This window comes from Microcoleus sp. A2-C3, from assembly GCF_036706065.1.
Taxonomy (GTDB): Bacteria; Cyanobacteriota; Cyanobacteriia; order Cyanobacteriales; family Microcoleaceae; genus Microcoleus.
Genome location: NZ_JAUBVX010000043.1, coordinates 34,387 through 57,862, shown reverse-complemented (window position 1 = coordinate 57,862; position 23,476 = coordinate 34,387). Strand labels below are relative to the sequence as shown.

Genomic DNA, 23,476 nt, shown 5'->3' with positions numbered 1-23,476 from the left:
TGTGGACAGCGGTTGACCACTTTAAGCCAGGAATTTTAGGATGGGTATTAGGGGATCATAGCGCTAAGACGTTTGAACCATTATGGGACTCTCGTAAGTGCATGGAAATGCTATTTTTATGTAACAGATGGATGGTCTGTATATCCCATGTTTATCCCTGATGGTGATCAGATAATTAGCAAGACTTATATGACACGAGTAGAAGGAGAAAATACAAGACTAAGACATTATTTGGCTAGACTACATCGCAAGACTCTTTGTTATTCTAAGTGCGAGAAAATGCTCAAACATTCTATTAAGTTATTAATACATTACTTAAAATTTGATGATATCCCCATGACCGGGGTATCCATACCTTGATTCAGCAACGCCGATATTATCACCATCTCAATTTGTGCAGTGATTTCGCTGATACATGGGTGGATGGCGCATTCCTGGTGGTCATTAGTGCATCCATGAACTCGAATTTTGCATAGGAGAGCGGTAGTGCCCTGAAGGAAAGGATCGGAGAATAAAACCGGATTCAAATTAAAACAGGCATCTAGAGTTGTAAATTAGCATTATAATGATGCACAAAGCGCCAAATAGCAGCAATATGATTTTCTAATTTTTTAGAGAAGGCTAAGCTCTTTCTTACTAACCGAGATACTCGTTGTCGAATAGTGCAGTTAAAGCGCTCGATATAGCTAGTAAAACCACTATCTTTGTCTACACTATAATGACGTTTACGCTTACAATACAGAATCATAAGCACTCCAATGATCAGTATAAATTACTGCACATTGACGGTAAACTGGTGGCATTGAATTCCATAACGCCTGAGCTGATACCGCACTACGATCCCCAATATGTACACCAACAATTTCCCTAGTCTCGGCATCCAATGCAAGCCATACCCATTGCTGATTTCCTTTATTATCAACAAACGACCATAGCTCATCCATCTGAACATTCAGGCGCTTTTTTGGCTTGGCACTCACCTCAACTTGCTTCTCAATAACAAGAGCTTGGGCATTTACGTAGCGCTGTACTGTATCTTCTGACACTTGTAATACCCGGGCAATCCCGGCCTGAGAAATACGTTCAAGTAGCATCCGCTGCATTAACTCCTGTTGTTCTTTCGTAATAGGTTTCCACGCGGGATTCTGAACAAATTGACGACCACATTCTCGACATTTGTAGTTTTGTTTACCATGCCGAGTCTGACCGTTACGACTAATTTTTTCTGAGCCACAATTGGGGCAAGAATTAATTTCTACTGTCATATCACTAATGGCAAACACTTCTCTCTAATAGTAGCTTAAGTTTACTCTATCCTTTCCTTCATGGCACTACCGGAGAGCGAGCACTAATAACTTGTATGCTGCTTGACGAAATTCCTTTAATCGTTCACTGTTCCTGACGGGATTGGATGGGTTTTATTTTGCACCCTCATTCTCTCCCTAACGGTGGCTCTAGTTTTTCTGAAAGCCACCGTTCTCTCTTTTTTTTGTCTCCACTTCAGTCAATAACTTTGTTGCCAATGTGACAGCCCGCAGTAGAAATAAACTCTTTGTGAGCGGTGACAGCACTCAAAGAAAAAAATGCTTTTTACAAAAATGAGACGCTCCCATTAACTCTCTATATAACCTTGCATATTTTCTGGTTCAAATTGCTGCAAAATATTAGCAGCTTGATTGGTTAAATCGTCATTACCTTTAACTGCAATCAAAAATTTGCCGGCATTCAAACGGTTGCGGTAGGGCAAAGCATCGCCACTACCAAAAGCCATTCCTCCGGCACCGCCGACAAAAACGCTGCCCATCCCGGCGGCGATCGCACCTAGGACTCCGCCGATCGCATGATCGCCAATTTCGCCCGCCCATGCAAAGGTTTTCAACTCAGTCATCAAGCTGAAAGTAACCCCGGCAATAAAGCCAAACGGTATCAGCCAAACAGCCATGAGTTTTGCTTGTTTTTTCGCTTGCTGGTTGGGGTCGATTAAGCCAAATTCATCAGCCGTTTTGTAGCCTCGGCCCAAAATGCTCACTTGGTTCATGGGTAAGCCTGCTTTTTCGAGGGCACAATAGGCAGCTTCGGCTTGCATTCGATCGGGCAGTACAGCGATAAGATAATTCATTAGAAACAATTCCTGATACTTAGGTTTCAATACCCAAAATTTATTATACCCTGAAAAGACTTGCTAGCTAAGCAATTGGGCGTTTTTAAGACGATCGCTCGCATTCGATCGCCCGCACAGCTAAAATATTTCCAGCAAAAACGGCCGACCTTGACCGAATACAGATACAATTCAGACTGCACAAAGGCAAGCTTGAGCTGAGCTGTTAGATACTGCTCTAAGTCTAAGTCTCAACTGTGAGTTCGCCAATGCTCGGCCTATTTTTAACTATTGCACTCAATTGCTTGCTATGCCTAAAGTTCTAGTATCCGATCCGATCGACCAAGCCGGAATTGACATCCTCTCCCAAGTCGCGCAAGTTGACGTAAACACAGGACTTTCAGCCGAAGAGCTGGTTAAAATTATTCCAGATTACGACGCTTTAATGATCCGTTCTGGCACCCAAGTTACCAAAGAAATCATTGAAGCCGGAAATCTACTCAAAATCATCGGTAGAGCCGGAGTCGGCGTAGATAATGTAGATGTACCCGCCGCTACCCGCAAAGGAATTGTAGTCGTCAACTCCCCCGAAGGCAACACGATCGCAGCAGCCGAACACGCGATCGCCATGATGCTTTCCATGTCTCGCCACATCCCCGAAGCCAACGCCTCCGTCAAAAGCGGTAAATGGGAACGCAACCGCTTCATCGGCGTAGAAGTTTACAAAAAAACCCTCGGTATCGTCGGTTTGGGCAAAATCGGCTCCCATCTAGCCGCCGCAGCCAAAGCAATGGGCATGAAACTGCTCGCTTACGATCCCTTCATCTCCACCGAAAGAGCCGAACAGTTGGGCTGTCGCTTGGTAGAGCTCGAACTGCTGATGCGCGAATCCGACTACATCACCCTGCACATCCCCAAAACGCCGGAAACCCTGCACTTAATTAACGCTGAGGTGCTGTCGAAGATGAAGCCCACGGCCCGCATCATTAATTGCGCTAGAGGTGGCATCATCGACGAAGCAGCCCTGGCAGAAGCTATTAAATCAGGCCAGATCGCCGGTGCAGCGATCGACGTTTACGAACATGAGCCGCTGGAAGCAGATTCTCCGCTGCGGACTGTCGGCCAGAACATCGTGTTGACACCTCACTTGGGAGCTTCCACGGCTGAAGCTCAGGTGAATGTGGCGATCGACGTTGCTGAACAAATTCGCGATGTACTGTTAGGATTGCCCGCGCGATCGGCTGTTAACATCCCAGGAATTTACCCAGACTCGATCGAAAAACTCAAACCCTACCTGCAACTAGCCGAAACCCTAGGCAACCTCGTCAGCCAGCTAGCCGGAGGCCGAGTCGATTACCTCAACGTTCAACTACAAGGCGAATTGGCCAACAACCAAAGCCAGCCCGTAGTCGTTGCCTCCCTCAAAGGCCTGCTCTCCCAAGCCCTACGAGAGCGCGTTAACTACGTCAACGCCAGCATTGAAGCCAAAGAACGCGGAATTCGCGTCGTCGAAACCAGAGACGCCTCAATTCGCGACTACACAGGCTCTCTGCGCCTCTCGGCCAAGGGAACTCTGGGCGAACACACAGTCACAGGTGCAGTGCTCGGCGAAAGCGAAATTCGGATTACCAGTGTTGACGATTTCCCAGTCAACGTTTCCCCGACTCACCATATGCTGTTTACCCTGCACCGCGATATGCCGGGGATTATTGGCAAGATTGGTTCCCAATTGGGCAGTTTTAATGTCAATATTGCCAGTATGCAAGTAGGCCGTAAAATCGTGCGAGGCGATGCGGTGATGGTTTTGAGCCTTGATGACCCTCTACCAGAGGGCATATTGGCCGAGATCCTCAAAGTTCCGGGGATTCGGGATGCTTACACCGTGAATCTTTAAAGGATTGTAGATTTTAGGTTCTGCTAATCTAAAATCTCAAATCGTTAGATGGTAAATCTTTAAAAGATTTGAGATTTTAGGTGATGCCAATCTCAAATCTCAAATCTCAAATCGTTAGATGGTAAATCTTTAAAGGATTTGAGATTTTAGGTGATACCAATCTCAAATCTCAAATCGTTAAACAGTAACTATTTGAAGGATTTTGGAGCTGAGATTTGAGATGCAAGGACTGATAATTATTAATGGGTGATTGGTCATTGTTAATTGGCAAGAAAGCTGGAATTTTTATATTAGTCCATCCTCATTCCTAACTCCCCAGTTCCCCCTGCTCCAGTTCCTGACGGGCCAATCTAAAATCTAAAATCTAAAATAGTCATGGCACATAGCTGGTGGGAAATTAGAATTATTTGCGATCCGGCGCTGGAAGATATCATCTTTTGGCGTCTGGAACGGTTTAACTGTCGGGGAACGGCCACTCAGATTAAAAGCAATTCCTGCCTGATGTCGGCTTATTTGCCCGAAGAACAGGCCGGATTGCTGGATTTGGCGGCCCTGTCTTTGTGGCTGCGCCAAGATGCTTTGTGCGCAGGTTTGCCCTTGCCTGCGATGCAGTGGGATTTGATTGAAGATGAAGACTGGGGCAGCACTTGGAAGCAGCATTGGCAGCCTCAAGAAGTGGGCGATCGCTTTTTAATTAATCCGGCTTGGCTGCCTCCACCAACTGATACCGATCGCCTAATCTTGCGTTTAGATCCCGGTGTCGCTTTCGGTACGGGTGCTCACGCTACGACTCAACTGTGTTTGGAGTCGCTGGAAATGCGCCTCGGTTTTGACGACAAAGAATATGTAGTTGCTGATATCGGCTGCGGATCGGGTATTTTGTCGATCGGCGCGGTGTTGCTGGGTGCAACAAAGGTTTATGCTTTAGATACAGATCCTTTGGCAGTGCGATCGACAATCAGCAACCGACAACTCAACCGCATTAACCCACAGCAGTTGGTTGCAGAGCTCGGAACTATCGATCGGCTGATCGAAATGACTGGCGGCCCGATCGACGGTTTGATGTGCAATATTTTAGCAGAAGTAATCATAGATTTAATACCGCAGTTCACAGCCATTAGCAAGCCAACTACTTGGGCAGTTCTTAGCGGGATTTTGCTCGATCAAGCTAAACCAATTGCTGACACTCTCGAACAGCATGGCTGGATTGTCGCTACTCTGTGGAAGCGCCAAGATTGGTGCTGTTTCAATATTCGGCGGAGTTAATAATTGGGAATTGGTCATTGGGAATTGGTCATTGGTAGGGTGCGTCAGCTAGGATAATTCAATCCACAAGCAATCAGATTTTGGCTGACGCACCTTAAAAAAGTTGGGTGAGATAGCAATTGCAGCAGAATAATTAAGAACTATAAATTAGAGAACGAACGTAAAAAGACACAGACCCGATCAAGTAAAAACAATTCACCAAAATCAACAATATCTTACCAACAAAAGAGTTAACAAAATCAAAAACGCGGTAAGTTGACAGCATCACCAATAACATTTCAACCAAAGAAACAATTGATCCGTAGTGATTCCTATCCCAATAAGAAATCGGACTGATAAAACGGTAATTACTGAACGGGAAAAAGTGCCTGTGAGCGTCATCATTATGTACAGGCAAATCCCCCAAAGAGTGCAAAATCATACTCAAAAACAGAATTTGTAGATTTTGCCTGCCAAAGTAATAAGCAATTAACCAACCAATCACCGCCAGCGGAATCGAATGAAACAGAGCCACAAGATTCTGGACAAAAGGCTCATAGTATGATTCCGACCAGATTTTCGCTTCCGGCAAGCGAGCAATGTACTTCGCCCAAAAGTAAAATAAAAATATTGGGAGATCGGGTAAGATTCCGCCGATCGCAATAATCAGATTAAATTGCGGCAGTTGCGGTTTACCCAGAATCGCCAGATTGATAATAGCGTGACTGGGCGTTTTCATAGGTTGGGTGCGTCAGCTACGACTATTTTGTTGATAATGTATCAGATATTGGCTGACGCACCAAGCCTGTGAGATAATCGGCGGTGGTTACAAGTGAGGTTGCAGTCGATCGATCAACTGCGGTGCTTGCAATACTCCCTCAATGCGATCGACCTCAACGCCATTTTTAAACAGCACCAAAGTCGGCAAAGCATAAATGTGATACTGCGATGACAACTGCTCGTACTTATCCGTATCAATCTTAACAACCATCAGCTTATCTTTGGTCTGATCGCTCACCTGCTCTAAAATCGGCACCATCATCTGACAAGGCCCGCACCAAGTAGCATAGAAATCTACCAGTACAGGCAACTCAGAGCTCGATAGTAACTCCTCAAAACTGTTGAACTGTTTTTGAACTGCCATTTTAAAAATGTGGTAAAGGGACGCCCATTATACCCGAAGGGTTAACGAGTAGGGAATTGTCACAACTGAACTCAGTAAGTCAGTATAAATTTTTTTGGTTCTGGATCGATTTTAGTGCAGAATTTTGTGAGCGTAGATTTGCGAGGACAGAATTATGGAATTATTACCAGAGACATATCAGCGATTGCGGGGTCAAGTTGCAGTCGTCACCGGTGCATCGCGGGGAATCGGCCGCGCGATCGCTTTAGCATTCGCAGCAGAAGGCGCTAAAGTCGCCGTGAACTATGCCAGTTCGAGCGCTGCGGCTGATGAGGCGGTAGCAGAAATCATCGCAGCAGGCGGAGAAGCTGTGGCCCTTGCAGCGGATGTCTCCAAAACTGACCAAGTAGATGCACTCATCAGTAAAGTCATGGAAAAATGGGGAAGAATTGACATTTTGGTGAACAATGCCGGCATCACCCGCGATACTTTGCTGCTGCGGATGAAGCTAGAAGATTGGCAAGCCGTGATTGATTTGAATCTCACCGGCGTATTTTTGTGTACAAAAGCTGTCAGCAAAATCATGTTAAAGCAGCGCAGCGGCCGAATTATTAATATTGCTTCGGTTGCCGGCCAAATGGGCAATCCCGGACAAGCTAATTACAGTGCGGCAAAAGCTGGAGTAATTGGATTTACTAAAACTGTGGCAAAAGAGTTGGCCAGTCGCGCGATTACTGTAAATGCGGTTGCACCTGGATTTATCACCACAGATATGACAAAAGATGTCAAATCTGACGATATTTTAAAGTACATTCCGCTGGGAAGATACGGCGAAGTTGACGAAGTTGCCGGGATGGTGAAGTTTTTGGCGGCGGATGCGGCGGCGGCCTATGTTACGGGGCAGGTTTTTAATGTGGATGGGGGCATGGTGATGGCTTAGGATTTGGGGATTTTTTTTACCGCAGATGCACGCGGATTAACGCGGATGTCTGCGGTTGAATTTATGTCTGTTAGCGTATTTGAAGTGAAATTAATTAGGCAGAATTTACATATTTTAAGTTTAGTTAATAAATAATAATTACTTTAAGGCGACACGCAACTGGCTGAGAACTTTTTGGTATTTTGCAATGCGTTGAAAATCTGCTTCTGTGGGATTGGCAATGCGACGCAGATCGAGGTTATGAGTAACATCAGCGATTTTGACTCGCAGTGCGATCGGGTTGGCAATCACACGTTCTAAATAAGCTGCATAAGCTTCTCCTTCTATTTTGGTAATCGCCGCGATCGCCGAGACTAAAACTTCAGGAAAACCTTCGCTTCTAAGTTGCTCCAGTGTAAGTTCAGAATCTTCGACCGCATCGTGTAGAACCGCTACGATTTTCTGCTCTAGAGAATGTACATTTTCCATCACAAATAGCGGATGATCGAGATAGGGATTGCCTGCCTTATCAACCTGCCCCTCATGAGCTTTGGCGGCGATGGCGATCGCTCGTTGTAGTAAGGATTCGTACTCTGAATTCATATTTGACAGCATAGTAAAGAAGTTGTCTATTAAAGTTTCAGTTCTCTGGCGGGGAAGTGGTCAAGCGTTGCATCGGGCGAGATGCTTAAGTTCCTTCGCAGTCCTGAGCTATGGTTGGCTCGTCCCTGCGAAGGAACGGGACTCAGAATGACCCAATTATGTTAAAAAAAATATCACCGTTTTAACTAAAAATTTGCCTAATCCAATTGTAGACCGCAGCAGACCAAGCCAGTAACTTATTGACAAAACTTTGCCAAATAGAACCTTCCCTTACCTCGGAAATCTCCTCGATTTCCACCGGCAGCGGCGGCATTCCGACAACTTCGTAAAGCGGATATTCGCCGCTCTTTCCCGGAATTTGAACTGATACGCGCTGGTTGACGATCGCCAAATCCTTGATTTCCTGATAAGTCTCCTCGGAAATCAGCAAACTTGTTCCCACTTGCTTGTTAGCAGCTTCAATCCTGCTGGCAAAATTCACCGCATCCCCGATCGCCGTTACCGTCTGATTTTTCTCGGCCCCCAGATTCCCCACAACCACCAAACCGCAGTGAATCCCAATCCCAATCCGCAACCGATGACGGTATAAAGTCTCAAAATAGGGATTGAGTTTCTCTAATTCCTCTAGCATATCTACCCCAGCCCTCACGGCTTGTTCCGCCGCCTTCTCTGAGTTTTCTAACCCAAACAGCGCCATAAAACCATCTCCCATATAATTATTGATCATCCCGCCGTTGCGGTTGATCGCATAACTCATTTTTTGGAAATAGCGATTTAAAATATAAATTACATCGTAGGGTAATAGCGATTCTGCAAAGGCCGTAAATCCTCGAATATCGGCAAACAAAATGGCAATTTTCTTTTCTTGACCCACAGGTGCATGAATAAACTTTCCGACCATTTCGTCGTTAAATGATTCCAAGTCTTCAGAATCGATCGCCAGTCGGCGCAAAATCACCTTCCCGCCCGCCACCTGCGTCTGACACGCCAGCCTAATTTCCGGCTCTAAACGCAGTTTTTTGGCGAGCTCCTCTTCCGCTGAATTGCGGGGCGAGCAAAATTCTAAACCTTCGACAATCAAGACGCGACAAGTCGAACACCGGGCGCTACCGCCGCAGATGTGGGTGTGGGGAATCCCTGCACGCAGGGAAGCTTCCAGAATTATATCGTCGTCGTCTATCTCGATCGCGCGATCGTCCGGCAGATAGTAAATCTGTGGCATATGTGGCGTATCTAGCTAATTAGGAACGAATCTCGCGGACATCTGTTATTGCAACGACTCTATCTGCAAACCCGGTTTTTCGACATTTTTTCTGCATTGCCTGACTTATTCAGTATAAGTCGCGATCGGCATCAGCTTCTCGTGTCGTTACCTCAACCGCCAAACTCACTCAGCAGTAAAATCGCGATCGCACCTGAAAACACCCCAATTCAATCGCCCAGTAAAGGTTGTGGAATCAAGCTCAAATTTCAATTTTCAAATCTTAAATCGACTGACATAATTCTTAATAAATTTATAATGGCTGAAAACCTTATAAATGCGTTATCAAATCCCCTTCTACCGTCAGATATTTTGAGGATTTTGCAGACTTTTGCTGTGCAAACCTTAGTTGGTAATAGTTTGAGCTTTTTGGCTCTTTAACCACCAGCAAATTTGCGTGAGATAGAATAGCAGCATCTTTAAAACCCGTATAACCATGAGTTCATCAACAGCCCTACAAAACATCGAGCAGCACATCCCGTTGGTGGGAAATATCCACCTCAAAAGTCCGATCGCCTACCGAGCAACCCGCGTCGCAGTCAGTGCAGTTAACGCGGTGCAAATGGCCGTAGCAGAGTCCTATATCAACGGCTTAGAAGTACCGGATACTGTATTGCGATCGCTTTTTGATACCTGTATGCCCGTCTTCTTTAAGTATTTTCCCTCCCTCCTCGCACCCTACGAATGGGTACTAACAGAAACAGATCACACCGCCGAAGGCCCACGGGATTTAATGAAAATTCAGTACGACTTACCTCAAGCCATGCTGAATCCCATGTTAGGCGAGAGCAAACTCATTTATCCTAAATACAGCATGGGATTGTGGGAAAACGGAGCCGCCAACCTCGAACAATCCCAAATCCAGATGATGGATGATGTGATTGAAAAGCTAGAGATTCAGGATGGCGATCGCATTTTAGACTTTGGCTGTGGTTGGGGCTGCGTTCCAAATTACATTCTGTCAAAATTCCCCAATGTCCAGTTTACAGGGATTAACCTCAGCCAGCATCAATGCGAATATATGCGTCACAAGATGCAAGACCCCGAAAGCTACCTAAGTTCCGGTCGATTCACCTTATTTGAAGGCGATTTGAACGACGCCCAATTCGATACCAAATTTGACAAAATTCTCTCGATCGGAGTTTTTTGTCATGTCGGCAATTTAACCCAAGCTTTCCAAAAGCTCGCCTCTTTCCTCAAAGATAACGGTCGCGTTTTCATTCACATCATCACAGTTCGCACCCCTAACAACATATCCAGCGTTTTCACCCACAAATACATTTTTCCCCACGGCCGTTACTGGAAATACGATGCTGTTCCCAGCCACAACAAAGACCTCAAAACCATAAACAAATGGTATCTCAACGGCTACAATTACTCTACAACCTTTGCTAACTGGCTGAAAAACTTTGATGATTCTCAGGCGATAGTCAAAGATTTAGACTACGGCATCGACTATGCCAAATTCCGCCGCATCTGGCGGTTTTACTTGATGTGGTTTGTTGCTAATTTCGCCAGTTGCGATGGTGAATATAATGGTAATGGCCAATATTTAATGGTTCATGCCTAATCGCTGAGATTCCTGGACGCATTAACCAGGTTTTTCGCTTCGTTAGTTAAAGAATCTCACTTGTAGAGAAACGGCACTGCCGTGTCCGGCGGGGAGTTAAGCCAAGTACAAAAAATTGTTGCTACGGTTATTAAACGTAGCAACAATTTTTTAGGCTTGGTATTATTTGACGATCTTAGATTATAATTAAAGTAGTGGGACTGTTAAAGAAGTAGACTTTTTAGTTACTACAGCAACCTTTGGTAATTTCCAATTAGAATCTAAAATTGACTGATGTTACAAAAAGAAGAACTGTTAAAAGGCATCGAAAACCGCGAATGTGTAGCGCGGGCCCTTGATCAAGCGGAACAAGCAATTAAAACTTGGGAAGTTACTCTGACTGATTTTCTGTCGCCGCCGGAATTGGCGGACACTCTGACGGTATTTAAGCGCTTAACTGATGTGGAATTAGTGGCTTGGGGCGGCTATCCCCAGGGTGAAAGGCAGAGAATTGCGATCGCCCGATCGGAAATCCCGATCGACTCTGGGAGTGTTAGCGTTGCTGCGGTGGAGATAGCCGGCAATTTCCTGTTTGACACCGCCAGTCACCGCGACTTCTTAGGCGCAATGCTGGGTACGGGGATTGTCCGCGAGAAAACCGGCGATGTGATTGTGTTGGGTGAACGCGGCGCGCAGGCGATTGTCATGCCCGAAATGGTAGAGTATTTGGAGATGAGTTTGCAGCAAGTGCGATCGGTTCCCGTGAAAACTCGGCGCATTGAGTTGAGTGAACTCAAAATTAGAGAACCGAAAAAGAAAGAAATGACAACCGTTGAAGCATCGATGAGATTAGATGCTGTCGCCTCGGCGGGATTCGCCATGTCTCGCAGCAAAATGGTTGATTTTATTGACAGAGGCGATGTGCGAGTTAATTGGAAAGACATCACTCAAGCCAGTTATAACGTTAAGTCTGGAGATTTAATCGCTGTTAGCGGTAAGGGAAGATTGGAGATTGGGGAAGTTATGATTACTAAAAAAGAACGGTATCGAGTGCAATTAACTCGATATTTGTAATTATGATAGCCTTGTTGAACTCAAAGAAACCGGGTTTTTTACGAGATTTAGGGCGACAACGAACTATTTCAAAAAAACCCGGTTTCTGGCCACCTCGTTGAGTTCAAAGAAACGGTTTTTTAGTAGATTTAGGGCGATCGCAAAGTATTTCGATAAAAACCCGGTTTCTCGCGCCCTCGGTTCAAAGAAACGGTTTTTTAGTAGATTTAGGGCGATCGCGAATTATTTTGGACTTTATATATTTTAATAATTATCTTGTAGAGCAGCCTGTAGAATAATTAAAAGGAAACAGGTGAGTTTTATGGGGCGTCTTACCGATCGAGCTTTTGACATTTTACAGGCGGAAGTTGACAAGTGCGCGGCTGATGATGCTCTCGCGGGTGCAGTCTACCGCAAGATGGTGATCAAGCGACTGGAAAAATTGCGATCGCAAGACGGCACTTTCGCATCAAGAGAAGAAATCCGCGATACTTTTAAAGATGAATTTCCCAACTTCAGCCAAGAAGCTCTCAAAGCTGCTGTCAAAGCCAACCGCGCGCCCGGATTGTTCGATAAAATCATCTTAGCTGGCGGTTTGTTGGGCGGCGCAGCGGGGATAATTTGGCTGATTAACCTGCCTTTCCCGATGATTCGCTGGTCCGTGGCGAAAACCATGCCGATATTGTTGCTGCCGAGCTTTATCAGTATGGATTATAATTACCGACAGGCGATCGCCCTTGTGGAACAATCCGATCAACTGATCAATAAAGCCACTGCTGCGGCAGATTTTGACTTAGGCGAAACCAAAGCAAAACAAGCGCAAACACACCTCGACGCTTTGCCGGTATGGTTCCTCGGTTACTATCCACAAACTTATTGCTCTTTTTCGGGCTGCACTTGGCGCTTTACAGTCGATGAATTTCAAGCAGCCCGCAAAAATATCGGGCGGATGGATGCTCAAATTTTCCAGCAAAAAAATGCTTTTATTGAGTTAAATCAAGCCGAACAAACTCTCAACGCGGCGAAACAGCAGTATCAGCAATCAAAAACTGCGGCAGATAGGCAAAAAGCGACGGGAAATTGGCAAAGTGCGATCGATCAACTCAATCAAATTCCCGCCGAAACCCTTGCGGGAGAAACCGCTAAGAAAAAACTCCAAGCAGCAGAAAGAGACTTTCAAGCAATGGGAGGTGTCGCCACCGGTTCTGTGCGGGCTGACAACTTAATTGAAGCAGCAAAAGAATTTGCCTTAACTGCCGCCTCCGCATCGCAGAAACCGCCCCATTCAGCAGAAAGTTGGCAAAAAATAGCAGATTTGTGGCAAGCAGCCATTGAGAGGCTCAGCCAAATTACATTTGATAATCCGGGCTATCTTGCCGCTCAAACAAAACTAGCTGAATATCAAAATAATTTAGGCACTACAAAGATTCGACTCACAGCAGAGAGAGAGTCAGTGGAATCTTTGAACCAGGCTAAAAGCTTGTTTGCAAACTTGCAAAATAATGTAAATTCTCCCCGTCAAAATCCCGGTTACGCCCTCGGCCAATTGCAACAAATTATCAATCAATTAGAATCCGTCAAACCTGGGACAACTGTTTATCCTGAATCCCAGAAATGGCTGCAATCTGCTCGTAAAAAACAGCAAGAATGGCAAAAGAATTAAAGCGTATCAGTCGCAAACCTCGATCGCAATACCGCCAAATTTCCCTTCTTCGGCCCAACACTTGACCCCTTCAATATAGCAAAGGTGGCTGGGATATTCTTCTTTAGTATCCGCAAATCTCGCCAGAAAACCTCCACTCATATCGACGTTATAAAACTTCACCTTTCGCCCTTTACTGTCACAGGCTTTGCTACAGCAAGTCGAGCATACTAGACGGGGATATCGCTCCCAATAGGGGGATGGGATGGAACAGATGGGACAGGGCTTAAGTTGTCGATCGCTCATATAACTAATGACTGATGACTGATGACTAATGACTAATGACTAATGACTAATTACCAAGTCGGATCAACATACAGATTAATTGTAACTTGCTTTTTCCCGGAAGGGATGCCGGAAATACAAGCACAAATCGCCTCCCCGCCGTCAATTTCTACTTCGCAAGCGTGACAAGAGCCCATCATACAACCAGTAGGAATAGAAACTCCTGCACGTTTTGCTACATCTAGCAAAAGCTCTCCTGCTTCAGCTTCCACTGTCACATTATCCGGTAAAAAAACAATCTTTGTCATTCAATTTTTACTCCTGATATAATACAATTTTTACCAAGTTTCGCTAGGGAAAAATGTGAGTTTTATTGACACGAATTCTGCAAGTACAGGTGCGTCGCTGTGAGATTGTCGATATGCAAGCTAGGGATTTATCGCAGAGCGACGCACCCTACGAATCTTCCCTCTTCCCTCTTCCCTCTTCCCTCTTCCTTCTTCCTTCTTCCTTCTTCCTTCTTCCTTCTAACCTAAAATATGCTTGATATCCAAATGCTTTTCCACTGTATCTGCTAGACTCTCTAACAGAGCTTCTCGGTGTTCCCGGTAATTAGGAATACCCGTAGGCAATGCGCGGAGTCCCCGCTGCTGCCGCAAGTGATTCAACCAAGCTCGCCGCCAAGCTCCATTATCAAAAACACCGTGCAGATATGTGCCCCAAACTGACTGAGAAGTGTTGACCATTCCTAAACTTGGATCGTCAAATAGCGGTTGAGTCGAGTCTGACTCTAGCATTTGCGTTCTTCCTTGGTGAATTTCGTAACCGGAAACTGGTAAACCTGGCTGAGGATAGTTAGATGTTACGATCCGCTGGCGGGCAATTTTGTTCGGTGCGATCGCAGTTTTCAAAGGTAATAACCCCAACCCTTTGAACTCTCCCTGTTCTCCCTCAAGGCCTTCTCTATCGCTGATACTTTCTCCCAGCATCTGAAAGCCGCCACAAACTCCCATGACAGTACCGCCAGCTACCAAGTAATTTTGAATAGCTTTTGCCATACCTGTTTGGCGCAGCACCTGCAAATCGGAAATTGTAGTTTTAGAGCCTGGTAAAATCACGGCATCTGGATGGCCTAACTCGTCTTTTGGGCTGACATATTTGACTGTGACGGTAGTTTCCGAATCCAGAGGGTCAAAGTCGGTAAAATTGGAAATTCGGGGCAGACGGATGACGGAAATATTGATGTCGGTTTGAGAATTGGGAGCACGCCGATCGAGTAAATCGAGCGAATCTTCGGAGGGAAACACTTCATCTATCCAAGGAATTACCCCAACTACGGGGATTCCAGTCCTTTCTTCTAGCCAAGTCAAGCCGGGATCTAAGATCGATTTTTGTCCTCGGAACTTATTGATAATGAACCCTTTAATTAAAGCGCGTTCGTCGGGATCGAGCAATTCCAGAGTGCCGATAATGTGAGCAAAAGCGCCACCGCGATCGATATCAACTACTAGCAAAGTCCGAGCATTCAAATGTTTTGCTACCCGCATATTTGTTAAATCGCGGTGTTTGAGATTAATCTCAGCAGGGCTGCCGGCTCCTTCGCACACAATCATGTCAAAGCCTTCTTCCTTCAGAAATTCTAAAGATTCCCGAATCGCTTGCCAGCCAATATCAAAATACTGCTCGTAATATTGAGATGCTCGCACATTTGCGATCGCCCGACCCTTGACAATCAATTGAGAAGTCATGTCTCCTTGCGGCTTGAGCAAAATCGGATTCATTTCTACCCAAGGTGCGATGCCCGCGGCCCAAGCTTGCACTGCTTGAGCGTAGCCCATCTCTCCGCCGGCGGCTGTGACATAGGAATTTAGTGCCATATTCTGACCTTTAAACGGAGTTACCCGCCAGCCGGATCGAGAAAAGATTCGACACAATGCTGCAACCAGTAAAGATTTTCCTGCGTGAGATGTTGTTCCCACGACCATAATTGCTTTCATAATATTAAGTGAGAAGGAAGAAGGAAGAAGGAAGAAGGAAGAAGGAAGAAGGAAGAATGTAAAAAACAGAATATAAAAGGCAGAAGGAAGAAGGAAGAAAGAAAGAAAAATGTAAAAGTAAGGATTTACGGGATTACAAAATTCGACCAAAGAGACGGTTTTTTTACTGAGTATGCGAGTGGCAACGAATTATTTCTTTTTGGGAAAACCCGGTTTCTCGCCACCCGCGCCTAAGTCCTAAAAGGAAGACGGAAGAAGGTAGAAGGCAGAATTTTTTAAATTCTGGTTTCTACCTTTTGCTTTTTGCGTCAAGATGACGGCGGATCTTCGCCGGATATATTCTCAGACTTGGATTCAGTGGCTGGTGTGGCAGGTTCGATTAAATCGGGTTGTTGTCCGTCAGAAGAGGGTTTTTCTTCTGTGGATTCGATCGAGATCACTGACACTGAAACCGTTTCTACCTGCACGCTCAACCCTGGTTCTCCCGGTACTTCTATCTCTACAGGCGGTGCTGAAAAGATTTCCACCACAGTCATTTCTAGAGATACAGCAGGGGCTTCGGCTTCCGGTGCGGCAGCATCTTCTGTCGCTTCATCAACCTCAGCCGCAGGTATTTCTTGGGCTAACGGCGTTATCTGAGTCTCAGCGGATGATTCTTCGATCGCACTTTCCCTTATTTTGGCAGAACTCGCGGTTTCTGCCGCTATCAATTCAGCCATTGCTTCAACATCGGTGGGAAACGGCAATCCTTGGCTTGTTTCCACAGCAGTGTTGCTGGTTTCGGCTACCACTTCGGCGGCCGCCTGGGCTAATTCTGATTCGAGAATCTGGTCGATCTCCGGTGCAGGAATTGCCGTTACCTTAGATTCAGGTGCGATCGACTTCTCTGCCACTTTTGCTGTTGTCACCGGAGTATTTGCATCAGGCTTGTTTTTAGTCGCACCTCGTCCCAACATACCACCGAGACTATTTTTGATATTGCCGAACAGACTTCCGAAACCGCCGGATTTTTTAGCTGTTTTGGCAGGAGTTGGGTTAGCCGTTGGGGCTGCGGCTGCTGTCGCCGCTGCGGTTGCTGTCGCCGCTGCGGCTGCCGAACTAGCATCAGACTGGGAATCTTTAGCCATCGACCTCCACATCTCGTCAAAATCATCATCATCTTCAGTCTGCTTTTTAGCTTCTGGCTGAGCCTCTGCTGGCTCCACAGTTGGTGTGGCCGCAATTTCTGAAAATTCTAGAGGTAGGGGTAAAGGAGTGAAGTTGCTGGCTGATTCTACTGGCGCGGGTTTAGTCTCAGCAGCAGGAGTTTCGACGGAAAACACGGGTATTTCTGTAATTGCGGGTGCGCTCTTGTCGGGAATTTTTAAGTCAGGGGCGATCGAACTTTCGGCAATAATTTCCGCGATTGGGGGAGTCGCCGGTGGTTGAGCTACCTTGACCTCGCCCTGATTCGCAGGTGCTGGAACCGCATCAGTTTTCGGTTTGGGCGATCGGACAAACTTAGGTTTTTTGGCTGCGGGTTCAGGTTTCTTACCAAACAAACCTGCTAACGGCCCGCCCATCGCCCCAGCCAAATTCGGAGATTGAGGAATCGGAGTTTGCTGAGCAATTGGTGCTACCAGCCTGCGCAAAGTCAAAGTTTCCCAAGCAAACCAGCCCAGCAGAGCCACCCCCGCCATTTGACCCAGCAGGAGAGCACCAGTAATTCGCCCCGCACAAGCCCATAAAATTAACGCATAAAAAAGTCCTACCCCGCTCCAAGTAAAATCACTTTTCCGGTGAACTTCTGGAAAAAAGAAGGCCGCCATGTAAATACTAAAGCTGCCCAGACCGACCGCCAACGCCAGAATGTATGCAAGCATCTTGTCGGTACCTCCGCTGTGTCAAATAACTTCTACGCGCTAATTCTACCTTTCTGAGACACTCAACGGCTTCTTTCTGAAGGACAATTCTCGATTTGGAAGGAAGAAGGAAGAGGGAAGAGGGAATAAGGAAGAGGGAAGATTTTTCCCACTACCCCACTCCCCCAGTCTCCCCACTCTCCCTCTCACCCCCTCTTGCTCTCACCCCCTCCTCCCTCGTGATATGTGTCACTTAACTACGCTTGTACGATCGCACTTGCCGGAGAAGAAGTTCTGTATGGTGTAGGTGTAAGAGGAATTATGCCGGAAGGCATACGTAATTGGAGGTAGTGCCATGTTAGAAAAACTGTTGTTAGCCGCGGCTTTAACCTTATCGCTTCAAATTTTTGCCGGAGTCAACACTGCCTCGAAATTACCGAAAAATCTCGTATTGCGATCGATCGATGGGCCGACTCAAACCCTGAAACTTCCCCTCGTTGCAGTACCTGCGCCCTTCAAGTCGAACGTCGAATCCTAATCATGCGTGCCAATATATATAGCCTTTCTCAGAAAGATCAGGTACGCGAACGGCATTGGGCAAACAGGGCAAACAGGGCAAACAGGGCATTGGGCATTGGGCATACCTCACCACGCTTGAGAACCGCTATACGTGCAAATGCCACTTATTGTAAGACAGAGCTTGTCTAATATTTTTTTCAAAGTGTTCTTTTTGATATATAATCGCCAGATGAAACTCAAAGCTAATCAGCACATTGACTGTTAAATCAAGGAGAGTAAAAATGGGACTTAGCGATATTCTATTGAATGAAAAAAACAGAGACACTTTTGTTGATGAGTGTGTAGAGTTGATAGAAAAACAAGTTGCTTCAGCGCCGGGATTGGGTGGTTTAGCTCTGAAAGCTGCCTACTCTACTGTCAAAAAGATACGGGCTGACTATTGCGCCCAAGTCGTCGATCAACTTCTGCCCGAAATCTCGATCGCACTCGATCCGATGTGGACTGAAGCCGTAAACAATGGCAACCCAGTCGAATATCTGGCTGCAAGAAAAGCTCAAGTAGCAGACGAATTGCTCCAAATCAGTGACAAAAAAGCCGAAAACAGCACAAGAGCAGTTGTCAAAGGCGCCTATGCAAAACTCCGCCCCTCAGCTAAGACTTACGTGGAAAACGGCATACCGGATTTAGCTGAAATTATTAATAAACATAGTTCGATTTGATCTTGAATTAGTCGGGCTTTCCCACCAATTCTAATCCTTATCCGGGCGGGGACTTCCCGCCAGCTTAGTTAAATCTTGGGATACAAAAGCTCTCAAAAACAGCTTACCAGAAAGAATTGGTTTAAAGCCGGAACTCCTAAAGGCGAGAAATTAAAATCAGACTATTCATTACTCCAATCCTCGGACTTCTAGGTAGAAGTCGCCCTCATCCCTTCGACTGCGCTGAGGGCAAGCTGTCAACTGTCAACTATCAACTGTCAACTGAATAAATTATCCATTGCCAACAATCCATTGATTCGCAGCCAATATTTTCAACATAGCCTCTCCAGTAATACCCAACCCCAACAACATTACAAACATCGCGCTAATTGCAGGTAGAAATTTGACTGCTGTAATCTGTTTTGGCAGTTTATTAAAATTTTGTTTCGCATAAACCAAGATTAATCCGATCGCACTCAGCACCAAAGCCAATCCCAAACTAAAAGCTACCACAAGCGTCATCCCCAAACCAACATTGCCCAAAGCCGACGCACTCAACAGCATCACCAAAGCGGAAGGACAAGGCAACAAACCGCCGGAAATTCCCAACACTAATAAGCTTTTCCAAGTAATCGGAGAACCGTCAGATCCCGGCGGCAAATGCGAGTGAACGCGGCCGTCTCCATGATGGTGATAGTGGTGAGATGTATCTGGTTTGACAGGTTTAAATTCTCTCTCCCAAGTTCCCCTAGTTAAAAGATTTACTGGTTCTTCAGTTTTTTTATAAAATAATTTATTTCTGATTTGTTTTAGAAGTGAATTCGTCACACCGAACCGAATTTTGATTCTTGCTAGTAGGAGTTTTAAGCCAATAATAGCTACTAATAAACCGGAAATTAAACTCAGCCAAGGATCGAGTTTTTCTGGATCGACTAAATTAGAAGCGAAAAGCGTAATTCCGCCGACAGCAAACACGCCCGCAGTGTGAGTTATTGTGGTTGTCGCTGCTAGAAACAAAGCGTGTACTGGAGTCGCCCGCGAACCTACTAAATAAGCACCGACTATGGTTTTCCCATGTCCGGGAGACATTGCGTGCACGCATCCCCACGCAAATGCTCCGACTACTGCTAGCACCAAACTCCAACCTGACTCCCAGATTGATTCTTTTCCAGCTAACAAAAATTCCCGGTTTTGTGCTGTAAATACAAAGCTTTTTACAGCACCAGCTTGCACAATCGTAGCTTGACAGCTAGCTGTCACCACTCCGGGCAAAAACAGATTGTAGTTAATCCGCAATTTGTTGTCTTTTGAAATTACATTAGATACGGGCCAGGTGTAGTCTAAGATTAAGGTGCTGTGGGTATTTGGCTGCTGGATCAAACTGGCAGTTTTAGCTGCTATTTCTAGGGGTTTTACTGTAACTAATCCTTGAGTTTTGCTACTGTTAGTGATGCTAATTTCTTGACCAAAAAACTTTTCTAGTTCTGTTTGATGATTTCTAACTTCTGCCAGTTGTAACTGTCCATCTCCATTATCGTCGGCGAATTTTGTTAAGCCGGTTGGAAAGGTTAATGTTATTTCGGTTTGCAAATCGTTGACGATTATTTCGGCTACTGATAAGTCTGACCAGTGGGAGTAAACTGGTCGGGTTGAGGTTGTTAAAAATAGTAAGATTGTGAGCGCAAAAAGAATCAGATGTTGGCGCGATTTGTGCCATTTTTTGTGCATCAATTTATTCTGCTTAATCTGTCTATAGCTAATCTTAAAATTCATAACTTCCCAAACCTAATGTTTTGCCCGATCGACTATCAAAACTCGGATCGATTTCCTTAGCCTTTTGAAAATAAGCGCGTGATTCGGCATCTTTACCTAAACTCCGCCCGATCGCACCAGCCCGGTAAAACATCCCCGCATCCCGAACACCCGATCGCACTATTTCGGCCATCACCCGATCGGCTTTTTGGAATTCCCCAGCGCTAGAAAGCGCCCAGGCGTAGATATCCAGCGTTACCGCATCCCTGCGAATTTTCACCTCATCCTGCATTAACAGCAGCGCTTCGGTGACATCCTGCGATCGACCTTTTTCCAGCAGCAAACTCGCCAAATCCCTGCGGTGTCCAAAACCGCCAGAAACCTGTTCCTGTCGCAGCCCAGCTTCTGCTTTGTCGCGCAATCTCCCGGAGGCGATCGCATCTCCCTCTAACTCCTTCACCCTCGCCATACCACGATCCACCAGGCGATCGAACACCGTCGCAGCCCCTCCAGAATAGGCAGAAACCTTGCTGTAATTAGCCTCTGCTTCCCGATAATTTCCCTGGCGCGTCTCCAAATCCCCCAAATAAATCAGCGCCAGCGGGTATCGTGGAACTAACCGCAAAGCTTCCAAAAATAGCGCTTTCGCCTGCACAAACTGCCCACGACGGGCGTAAAATCGACCTAAGAGCGATCTGGCGCGCGCCGATCCGGCAATCTCTCCCGGTTCCTCCGCAGCCATTGCTTGCCGATAATCCTGCAAAACCTCCGCATCTCGCCCCTGCGACTCTCTCACTAATGCTCTTAATGTCAGAGAACCTAAGTTGGGAATCCGATTAACTAAGGCTTCTGCTGCTATACTTGCCTCACTCACTTTTCCGGTGGCTAAGTGAGATGTGACGGAAAGGGCGATCGCATCTTCATTCTCAAAACCCACCTGTTTAGCAAAGCGCAAAGCCGTAGCAAAATCGTGTCTAGCCTCGGCAATTCGAGCTAAAACTAACAGCGCACCTTTGTTGTCAAAAGGCAAAAGGGCGATCGATCTTTGGGCCGCTTGTTCCGCTAATAAAAACCAACCACCCTCCCCAGTTACGCGAGCCATTTTCAAATAAGAACCCGCCAGTGCCGCCCGATTCAAACCACTCTGGGAATCCACAGCCAATCGCTGCTGATAAAAAGCTATTTCTTGCTGAATTGCTTCCTTTTGATTCGGATTATTTCTCAAAGTAGCCGAGAAATTATAGCGGTAATTAGCATCGAGATTTACCGGACTTTTGTTAGCAAATTTATCTGAAATTTCGCGCAAATTCGGCAGCAAATTAACTGCGACAATTCCCACTATCGGTAGTCCGATTAGGAGCAACCACCAGAAAATATCTGATTTAGGTTTTTGTGATTTATTCGCAGTCATAATATTGTATGGTTCGTCATTTTTTGCTCTAGCACAAAAAAATACGGTTTAATTCGACGGGGCACTTTGCGAACTGTCAACTGAAAAAACTTTTGCTACGAAACAATTATTAGGTTGGTTTCCTCAATGATTGTGGAAGGTGCGTCGCTCTGAAATTGTTGCTCTTTTTTCAGAATTATCGATAGCGACACACCCTACAAATAACTGTCAACTGTCAACTGTCAACTGTCAACTGTCAACTGTCAACTGTCAACTGTCAACTGTCAACTGACAACTGACTAATTCGGCAAAGCCAAATAAGGAAAATTCGGTTCTAAAGGTTTGTGTCCCTGACCCGGATTCCCCGGAGTTCCGTTATATGAAACATTATCGCCAACCGGAGAACCCACCAAAGCTCCCAGAGTGATATCAATAACGTCGTCCAAAAGCAAACGACCTCCGATCAAACTTCCTTGAGCATTTGCCGCGCTACCGTACCCGCTGGGCCTTGTAGTATCGATCCGCATGACATCGGGTAAGAAAGCTTGGGCGATCGCATTTGGATCGACATTTTGCTGACCGTCCAAAAGATCCACAGCCTTCAAAGTAGCAACAGCTTCCTGGCGCACCGGAGCAGCAGCAGCACTCAAATCCAATCTAGGAGAAATATTATTAAATGCCTCCATAAACGCGGGAGTAACTACCAAACCCTCATTAATTGCAGGTCTCGCCAAACGCTCGAATTGTTTGAATCCACCAACTCCATCCCTGACAGCAACAGTTGACCAAACATCAAAAGTATTCGCCCCAGTTCCTGCTTGCAAAAGTGCTTTCGGAACGCGCACCGCAATTGTATTGACGTTATAACCTTTAGCAAAGTCGATCGCTTTACTCGGTTCCTTGAAACCTACTTTCGCCCCTGTTCCCAAAGCTCCAGCGCGAACTCTAAAAAATTGTTCTACATCAAAGAAAAATGGGTCTTCCCGCAAGCCTGCAAATACAGTTAAGTTAGAACCGTCCACAGGTACTGTATTCAAAACATCATTAGAATTCAGCGGAGTTGTGGCAATTAAACCGCCGTTAACTGTAGTCTTAGTAGTTGTCTCGGAGCCGCCGCGAATCACAGTTATCGCCACTGCTTGCATACCTTGATTGTTAGGCGGACTGAAGGCAAACCGCAAGATAATATCGGCGCGTCCAGTCGGGGTAGAATTTACATCGCCTACCTGGGTGATGTGAAATTGGTAAAGGGCTGTAGTGCTGAAATAATATTGATAACGGGCTACAGAACGGGGATTTGAATTCATTGTCAATACTAAATCCCCGTCCGCAGCACTGGAATTTTGGTCTTTTTCTCGATATACGTACAGGTCGGTTAAATTGACAGTACGACCTTTGATATCGACTTCGCCGTCGTCGTGGTCGGAAGCAGCAATTATTCCGGGAGTTAATACCACAATTAAAGCTACTTCAATTGCTAATATGGTTCGCCGAATTCTTTTTGTGAGATTCACAGTTAGCACCTCTATTTCTAATGAGATTTTTACAAGACTTCTAGATGTAGGGTGCGCCGTCCGCACCTTACCGCTGTATAGGGTGCGCCGTGC

22 protein-coding genes and 1 pseudogene are annotated in these 23,476 nt (G+C 45.8%); 10 read left to right on the top strand and 13 right to left on the bottom strand.

Features of this window, described 5'->3' with window-relative positions:
• A pseudogene (locus QUB66_RS21620) lies at positions 1-360 on the top strand (IS1 family transposase); the annotation flags it as partial.
• A gap of 181 nt (positions 361-541) precedes the next feature.
• Here QUB66_RS21620 and QUB66_RS21615 read toward each other — a convergent pair.
• A protein-coding gene (locus QUB66_RS21615) for an IS1 family transposase (RefSeq protein ID WP_265239755.1) occupies positions 542-1,265 on the bottom strand; the annotation gives its coding sequence in 2 pieces (ribosomal slippage) (positions 542-733 and positions 735-1,265; 723 coding nt in all).
• Between the two features lie 347 nt (positions 1,266-1,612).
• The gene (locus QUB66_RS21610; protein ID WP_265239754.1) at positions 1,613-2,119 is read right to left on the bottom strand and encodes a hypothetical protein; all 507 of its coding nucleotides are present in this window, start codon (positions 2,117-2,119) and stop codon (positions 1,613-1,615) included.
• 60 nt (positions 2,120-2,179) lie between these two features.
• On the opposite strand from QUB66_RS21610, the gene QUB66_RS21605 reads away from it, so the two are divergent.
• The 3 genes from QUB66_RS21605 (at position 2,180) to prmA (ending at position 5,258) form a co-directional block, all read left to right on the top strand.
• Positions 2,180-2,320 (top strand): hypothetical protein, encoded by a 141-nt coding sequence (locus QUB66_RS21605; RefSeq protein WP_265239753.1) that lies wholly within the window; start codon positions 2,180-2,182, stop codon positions 2,318-2,320.
• Positions 2,321-2,408: 88 nt separating this feature from the next.
• A complete protein-coding gene (serA, locus tag QUB66_RS21600; RefSeq protein ID WP_265239752.1) occupies positions 2,409-3,992 on the top strand; it encodes a phosphoglycerate dehydrogenase in 1,584 nt (527 codons plus the stop codon).
• A gap of 375 nt (positions 3,993-4,367) precedes the next feature.
• A complete protein-coding gene (prmA, locus tag QUB66_RS21595) occupies positions 4,368-5,258 on the top strand; it encodes a 50S ribosomal protein L11 methyltransferase (RefSeq protein WP_265239751.1) in 891 nt (296 codons plus the stop codon).
• A 133-nt stretch (positions 5,259-5,391) separates the two neighbouring features.
• On the opposite strand, the gene QUB66_RS21590 is transcribed toward prmA, so the two are convergent.
• Positions 5,392-5,976, bottom strand: a complete 585-nt coding sequence (locus QUB66_RS21590) for a hypothetical protein (protein ID WP_265239750.1) — start codon at positions 5,974-5,976, stop codon at positions 5,392-5,394.
• Between the two features lie 87 nt (positions 5,977-6,063).
• Entirely contained in the window at positions 6,064-6,381 is a 318-nt protein-coding gene (gene trxA / locus QUB66_RS21585) for a thioredoxin (protein WP_265239748.1), read from the bottom strand.
• A gap of 154 nt (positions 6,382-6,535) precedes the next feature.
• Between trxA and fabG the strand changes: the two genes are divergently transcribed.
• Entirely contained in the window at positions 6,536-7,300 is a 765-nt protein-coding gene (fabG, locus tag QUB66_RS21580) for a 3-oxoacyl-[acyl-carrier-protein] reductase (RefSeq protein WP_265239747.1), read from the top strand.
• 138 nt (positions 7,301-7,438) lie between these two features.
• On the opposite strand, the gene QUB66_RS21575 is transcribed toward fabG, so the two are convergent.
• Both QUB66_RS21575 and QUB66_RS21570 read right to left on the bottom strand, forming a co-directional pair.
• Positions 7,439-7,882, bottom strand: a complete 444-nt coding sequence (locus tag QUB66_RS21575; protein ID WP_332969693.1) for an HD domain-containing protein — start codon at positions 7,880-7,882, stop codon at positions 7,439-7,441.
• Positions 7,883-8,063: 181 nt separating this feature from the next.
• A complete protein-coding gene (locus tag QUB66_RS21570) occupies positions 8,064-9,104 on the bottom strand; it encodes an adenylate/guanylate cyclase domain-containing protein (RefSeq protein ID WP_265239745.1) in 1,041 nt (346 codons plus the stop codon).
• 475 nt (positions 9,105-9,579) lie between these two features.
• Here QUB66_RS21570 and QUB66_RS21565 point away from each other — a divergent pair, with 475 nt between their 5' ends.
• From QUB66_RS21565 to QUB66_RS21555, 3 genes are all read left to right on the top strand, one after another.
• Positions 9,580-10,713 carry an SAM-dependent methyltransferase gene (locus QUB66_RS21565; RefSeq protein ID WP_265239744.1) on the top strand — a complete coding sequence of 378 codons (1,134 nt, stop codon included), beginning with the start codon at positions 9,580-9,582 and terminating at the stop codon, positions 10,711-10,713.
• Between the two features lie 273 nt (positions 10,714-10,986).
• Complete coding sequence (locus tag QUB66_RS21560; protein ID WP_265239743.1) at positions 10,987-11,766, top strand: photosystem II S4 domain protein; 780 nt, start codon at positions 10,987-10,989, stop codon at positions 11,764-11,766.
• 301 nt (positions 11,767-12,067) lie between these two features.
• The gene (locus QUB66_RS21555; RefSeq protein ID WP_332969695.1) at positions 12,068-13,408 is read left to right on the top strand and encodes a hypothetical protein; all 1,341 of its coding nucleotides are present in this window, start codon (positions 12,068-12,070) and stop codon (positions 13,406-13,408) included.
• Between the two features lie 6 nt (positions 13,409-13,414).
• Here QUB66_RS21555 and QUB66_RS21550 read toward each other — a convergent pair whose 3' ends face one another.
• The 4 genes from QUB66_RS21550 to QUB66_RS21535 form a co-directional block, all read right to left on the bottom strand.
• Positions 13,415-13,549, bottom strand: coding sequence for a hypothetical protein (locus QUB66_RS21550; RefSeq protein ID WP_332971270.1), 135 nt, complete (start codon positions 13,547-13,549; stop codon positions 13,415-13,417).
• A 194-nt stretch (positions 13,550-13,743) separates the two neighbouring features.
• Positions 13,744-13,980, bottom strand: coding sequence for a 2Fe-2S iron-sulfur cluster-binding protein (locus QUB66_RS21545; RefSeq protein WP_265239739.1), 237 nt, complete (start codon positions 13,978-13,980; stop codon positions 13,744-13,746).
• A 219-nt stretch (positions 13,981-14,199) separates the two neighbouring features.
• The gene (cobQ, locus tag QUB66_RS21540) at positions 14,200-15,669 is read right to left on the bottom strand and encodes a cobyric acid synthase CobQ (RefSeq protein WP_265239738.1); all 1,470 of its coding nucleotides are present in this window, start codon (positions 15,667-15,669) and stop codon (positions 14,200-14,202) included.
• 308 nt (positions 15,670-15,977) lie between these two features.
• Positions 15,978-17,531: a Ycf66 family protein gene (locus tag QUB66_RS21535; RefSeq protein WP_332969697.1), complete on the bottom strand. Its 1,554-nt coding sequence runs from the start codon at positions 17,529-17,531 to the stop codon at positions 15,978-15,980.
• Positions 17,532-17,865: 334 nt separating this feature from the next.
• Between QUB66_RS21535 and QUB66_RS21530 the strand changes: the two genes are divergently transcribed.
• The gene (locus QUB66_RS21530) at positions 17,866-18,048 is read left to right on the top strand and encodes a hypothetical protein (RefSeq protein ID WP_265239736.1); all 183 of its coding nucleotides are present in this window, start codon (positions 17,866-17,868) and stop codon (positions 18,046-18,048) included.
• Positions 18,049-18,310: 262 nt separating this feature from the next.
• A complete protein-coding gene (locus QUB66_RS21525; protein WP_332971268.1) occupies positions 18,311-18,748 on the top strand; it encodes a DUF6918 family protein in 438 nt (145 codons plus the stop codon).
• Positions 18,749-19,018: 270 nt separating this feature from the next.
• Here the strand turns inward: QUB66_RS21525 and QUB66_RS21520 are convergent, their stop codons facing one another.
• The 3 genes from QUB66_RS21520 to QUB66_RS21510 form a co-directional block, all read right to left on the bottom strand.
• The gene (locus QUB66_RS21520) at positions 19,019-20,500 is read right to left on the bottom strand and encodes a nickel/cobalt transporter (protein ID WP_332969698.1); all 1,482 of its coding nucleotides are present in this window, start codon (positions 20,498-20,500) and stop codon (positions 19,019-19,021) included.
• Entirely contained in the window at positions 20,490-21,890 is a 1,401-nt protein-coding gene (locus tag QUB66_RS21515) for a tetratricopeptide repeat protein (protein ID WP_332969699.1), read from the bottom strand. The genes QUB66_RS21520 and QUB66_RS21515 overlap by 11 nt, the downstream gene beginning before the upstream one ends.
• A 278-nt stretch (positions 21,891-22,168) precedes the next feature.
• Positions 22,169-23,383 (bottom strand): DUF4331 domain-containing protein, encoded by a 1,215-nt coding sequence (locus QUB66_RS21510; protein ID WP_265239732.1) that lies wholly within the window; start codon positions 23,381-23,383, stop codon positions 22,169-22,171.
• Positions 23,384-23,476 lie beyond the last annotated feature (93 nt).